3 protein-coding genes are annotated in these 4,479 nt (G+C 46.1%); 1 reads left to right on the top strand and 2 read right to left on the bottom strand.

What is annotated here, in order from left to right; genetic code table 11:
- Positions 1-185 precede the first annotated feature (185 nt).
- Entirely contained in the window at positions 186-1,337 is a 1,152-nt protein-coding gene (locus NJ959_RS26070; protein WP_254014673.1) for a septal ring lytic transglycosylase RlpA family protein, read from the bottom strand.
- 584 nt (positions 1,338-1,921) lie between these two features.
- Entirely contained in the window at positions 1,922-3,415 is a 1,494-nt protein-coding gene (crtH, locus tag NJ959_RS26065) for a carotenoid isomerase (protein ID WP_373693714.1), read from the bottom strand.
- Positions 3,416-3,816: 401 nt separating this feature from the next.
- Between crtH and upp the strand changes: the two genes are divergently transcribed.
- Entirely contained in the window at positions 3,817-4,467 is a 651-nt protein-coding gene (gene upp / locus NJ959_RS26060; protein ID WP_254014671.1) for a uracil phosphoribosyltransferase, read from the top strand.
- The last annotated feature ends 12 nt before the right edge of the window (positions 4,468-4,479 follow it).

The raw sequence follows: 4,479 nt of genomic DNA, 5'->3' as shown, positions 1-4,479 counted from the left end.
TTCCACAAATGTTAATATCCACTTTCGATGCGTCGCAGCTTAAAGATACTTGGGGAATGGCGAGATAATTTTCACGCCGCAGCTTTTGTATCTATTCGCTTGACCAGACTAAAATGAGGGAATAGATTACAGTCAGAATCCTCCGCACCCTATGCGGGGGATTCTTCAATCACCCAAGTAGAAGATTAGTTTGAGGTTTCTCCTGTGTTAGCTAAAACATCTATCCGCACTGGAGCCACCCCACTTTGCATCATTCCCAATGCTCTCGCTGCGGCTGCGGAAACATCTATTACTCTACCTCGGATGTATGGACCTCGATCGTTAATCTTTACTACCACAGATCGACCATTATTTAAGTTAGTCACTTGTACCTTTGTACCAAAAGGTAGGCTGCGATGAGCCGCTGTCAGAGCATTTTGATTGTATCGTTCACCACTAGCACTCCTATTCCCGTGAAAACCCGGACCATACCAGGAGGCGATGCCGCTAATCTGAGTGCGAATTTGTCCGACAGCTACCTGTGTGACTGGGGGTGTTTGAGGTTTACCTGTAACTGCCTGTAAAGGGGGAGCATTTCCCATTAAACGTCGCAGTCGATTGGTGGCTTGGAGGGCATCTGCTTCCAGATTGCGGGTTGTATCTGGCAAGATAGTGTTCTCGTTGACGCGGACTAGCTCTTCGTTATTGATGGTGATACTGTAGCATTTGCAATCGCCATTCCAACGAACTGCGATCGCCTCTCCATTTACCTCCTCTCGACTTAGTTGATTGAGTCTGGTGGCAAGGGCTGTCGCCTGCCAAACGGGATCGTTGTTTCTACCATTGGTTGCTAACGCTCCACTTGGCTGTGCTGTTTGCGCCACTGCGTTAGCCATCGCCCCATTATTTGACATTCCTTGATGGGGATTTGTTCTTTTTTGAAATTCTAGTTGGGAGATGCTGGAGTTACCAATAGCCGTTTCTCCCATTTTGGTTGTGTTTGGACTTGTCCCATGAGAGCCTAAAAATGTTAAGACAGGAATACTGCGGACATATATAGTCGCTGCTTGTCTTCCCTCTAACTCGTAGGCATGAATTTTGGCAATCGCTTCTTCGTCTGTTACCGCTTTGGCTATCTGTGACTGAAACTCTCCCACTTTCACTACTTCTGGTGGCTGTACTAATGGTTGAGCGGAGATTTGGGTTCCTCCTGCTGGAAATTGCTGTACCTCGAGAGCAGAAGGGTTTCCCGAATCACCTCCCTCTACTGCCTTTGCTTGTTGGGCAGGAGATATTGCTGTACTGAGAGCGGTGCTTAGGAGAGTAACAGTGAGGCTACTCCAAATTTTTTGATTCATAAAGTCTGTCATTTAACGTAGTGGGGAACTAAGGGTTGCTATTTCTCGTTTTGCTGGAATAGAACTCAAGTTCACTCATTAACTCGTAGTCGTTTCGGTTTCGTTTTTTATTTATTGAACTGCCACAGACTAACATGAAGTTCTCCCTTTGGGGATCGGTGATTTTGAATAGTTCGTCATAAATTTATCAAAACTTCATATACTGATTTTGGCTCAAACCTTTATCAGGCAGGGATTTGAGTGTTTTTTCTTTTTCAGGATATTTTAGGCAAAAGTTATCAAAACTTTACATTAATGTAGGGCAGGGGGACAAGGGGTAAGGAGAGTTTAAACTCAAAACTCAAAACTAAGGGCCTATGTATAGCAATAGACAAGGCAGTTAAGGCATCAATAGTGAGGGGAGGGTGAAGCAAGAGGATATAAATATTTAGGGTTTGTTGCCAAGGTTATCGCCCTCTTGCTAGGCTAGCGCCAAGAAGTCGCTAACACCCCTACCAATCTCTCTATGTCCTAACCGCTGTGGCGGTTGCTATATGTATATAAGACCAGGTAAAGCTTTGAGATTCTATTGTGGAGATGCCTACTCACAACCCCAAATCCACCGCCACCCGATGGGCGCAAGCAAACCCAGAAAATGCGACTGCATTTAATCCTTGTCCCGGAAATGTACTATCCCCCACACAATAAAGTCCCGGAATTGCTGTCCGATTAAAGGGCATTCCTAATAATCCCATTAACTTACGCTGAGGAATTGGTCCATAAGTGCCATCTTCTCTGCCTAAAAACCGCCGATGTGTCCGAGGTGTCCCCACTTCCTGATAGTCTAATCCCTCTATTAAACCTGGAAAAATCTTCTCTAACCGCTCAATTAAATATTCGGCTGCTTCTTCTTTCTTGTCGTGATATTCTCTAGGGGATAATCCCTGCCATTCTTCAATCCAACTGGGAGTAAAGGTATGAATAATATGATGCCCCTCTGGTGCTAAATCTGGGTCAAGTAAGGTGGGAATTGAGACGAAAATAGTTCCTTGGGAGTCTTGCATTTTGTCCCAATCTTCCAGAAGAATATGGTGACATTCCGTACCTACTGGTAAAACATCTGCTTTCACCCCCAAATGTAAACTCAAGAAACTGGGTGATTTCTGATACCGAGTCTGCCATTTCTTCTCAGAGGCTGGCATTGCTTCTGGTGGCAGTAATTTCTCAAAGGTATCCCAACGAGTAGCATTGGAAATAATCCGCTTGGCGCGATATTCTTCTCCTGTTGCTAACTGCACTCCAACAGCCTTACCATTTTCGATAATAATTTTCGTGACTCTGGCTTTGTACTTAATCTCTCCGCCAGCTTTCTCCAATCCCTCCACCAATTTCTGAGCAATTTGCCCCACACCACCTTTAGGATAATTAATACCACCAAAATGGCGATCGCTAAATACCATCCCAGCATTAATCATCGGTGTCTTATCCGCAGGCACCACTGACCAACAGTAACATTCCATGTCAATAAACTTCAGCAACTCCGGATCTGTGATATACTTGCGCGCAATATCCCCGGCATTCTGCGGCAAATACTTGACCAACCCCAAACAAGCCAAAGGATGCTGGAAAAATACCCGCATCAGATACCCAAGTTCCTCCAAGGATAGCAAGTCCATCACGTTGAGACAGTTAAACACCGCCCAACACTCATCGTAAAACTTGCGAATCCCCTTCTTTTCCTGTGGGAAGCGATCGCTAAGTTCTTGCAAAAATTTCTCATAATCGCGATGAACTTTTAGGTCTAAACCTTCTGGGAGATGATAGTGAATCTGGACCTGATCGGGAATCGTTTCCAAGCTGACATTCACTGCCTCCAGCGCCTTGGTAAGGAGATTCGTCGTCCCTTCTGTACCAAAGCCAAAAATCATCGATGCCCCAACATCGAAGCGATACCCCTCTCGCTCAAAGTAACCCGCACTACCACCGGGAATCAGATACCGTTCCAAAACCAGCACCTTCGCGCCCTTCGCTGCTAGCTGAGTGGCTGTTACCAATCCGCCAATTCCCGAACCGATCGCGATCGCATCATATACTGACATAGCTTCGGGGGACTTGGCAAGATTCGTGACTGAGGGAGGTTTGGAAGCAGCAGACATAGATTTAATAATTACTTAACATGTCTTAGTTTAGCAGGCTAGGGGTTTGCGATCGCTTAGGGTGCGCCCTTCGTAGCGTAACGCACCCTACAATTTTTCCCCACTCCCCACTCCCCAAAAAGAAAGTGTGGAACAGGCTCCTACTGAGTTGCCCGTCCCACCTGCCGATCCTTTCACGAGAGGAGAACACTGAAAACTACTATAGCCTTATTGAAATTAAATGTCAATACTAATGAGAAAGAATTTTAATAAGCGATCCAGGATCAGACTCAACCGCGATACTTAGTCCGGAGGTCAGGAAAAAAGATTATCATTATTCAGATCCCTCCTCTGAGTTAGTGCTTATGCCACCCCAACTACGTGTCTATGTTCCCCCCCACCCCCTGATTAAACACTGGCTGGGAGTTGCCCGTGATGCGGCTACACCGCCGCCGCTATTTAAGAGCGCGATGATAGAATTGGGACGCTGGCTAACCTACGAGGCGATTCGGGACTGGTTGCCAACGGAAGATTTAATGGTAGAGACACCATTAGGCTCTTGCACCGTGACAATGGTGAATCCAGAAGTACCAATGGTAGTCGTGCCAATTCTGCGAGCTGGACTGGCATTATTAGAAGGTGCGCAAACCTTGTTACCCTTAGCATCGGTTTATCATCTGGGATTGGTGCGAAATGAGGAAACCCTGGAAGCAAGCTGTTACTTAAATAAATTACCCCGCGAGTTTCACCCCCAAACCCGAATCTTAATTACGGAGCCGATGATGGCAACTGGCGGCTCAATTATGATGGCAATGGCAGAATTAGCAAAGCGAGGAGTTGATCCTGCTTTCATCCGGATTATTAACGTAATTGCTGCACCGCCAGCTTTGCAAAAACTAGGTGGTAATTATCCCGCTGTGACTATCTACACGGCAATGATTGATGAGGAAGTAAACCACCAAGGATATATTATTCCAGGATTAGGAGATGCAGGCGATCGCGCTTTTGGTACTTGAAGGGGCTAGGGG

The sequence above is a fragment of the Limnofasciculus baicalensis BBK-W-15 genome (assembly GCF_024178385.1).
In the GTDB taxonomy this organism is placed as follows: domain Bacteria; phylum Cyanobacteriota; class Cyanobacteriia; order Cyanobacteriales; family Coleofasciculaceae; genus Limnofasciculus; species Limnofasciculus baicalensis.
Note: the sequence above shows the minus strand (reverse complement) of the source record. Positions and strands in the feature narration are given on the sequence as shown.